The sequence below is a fragment of the Streptomyces fulvoviolaceus genome (assembly GCF_000718165.1).
GTDB classification, from domain to species: domain Bacteria; phylum Actinomycetota; class Actinomycetes; order Streptomycetales; family Streptomycetaceae; genus Streptomyces; species Streptomyces fulvoviolaceus.
Map to the genome: position 1 here is coordinate 1 of NZ_JOEY01000235.1, position 226 is coordinate 226.

The window sequence follows — 226 nt, forward strand, 5'->3', positions numbered from 1 at the left end:
GCCTTCGTCGTTCTGGAGCTGGAAGAGCTCAAGGAGGCGTACCCGTTCGTCGGAGGCGGCCATGACGCGGAGTTTGCCGTCCCGGTCGGCGAGCAGCACACCGGCTGCGCTCGCATCGAGCATGCCGACGCAGCGGTCGGTGAGCAGGCGCAGGAAGTCGATCAGGTCGAAGTCGGCGACCAGGTTGTCCGCCAGCTCGACGAAGGTCTTGGCCAGGAGCTGCTGA

At 66.4% G+C, this 226-nt stretch carries 1 pseudogene; it reads right to left on the reverse strand.

The features are described 5' to 3' along the window. Window positions 1–226, reverse strand: a pseudogene (locus IG08_RS0153680) (transcriptional regulator); the annotation flags it as partial.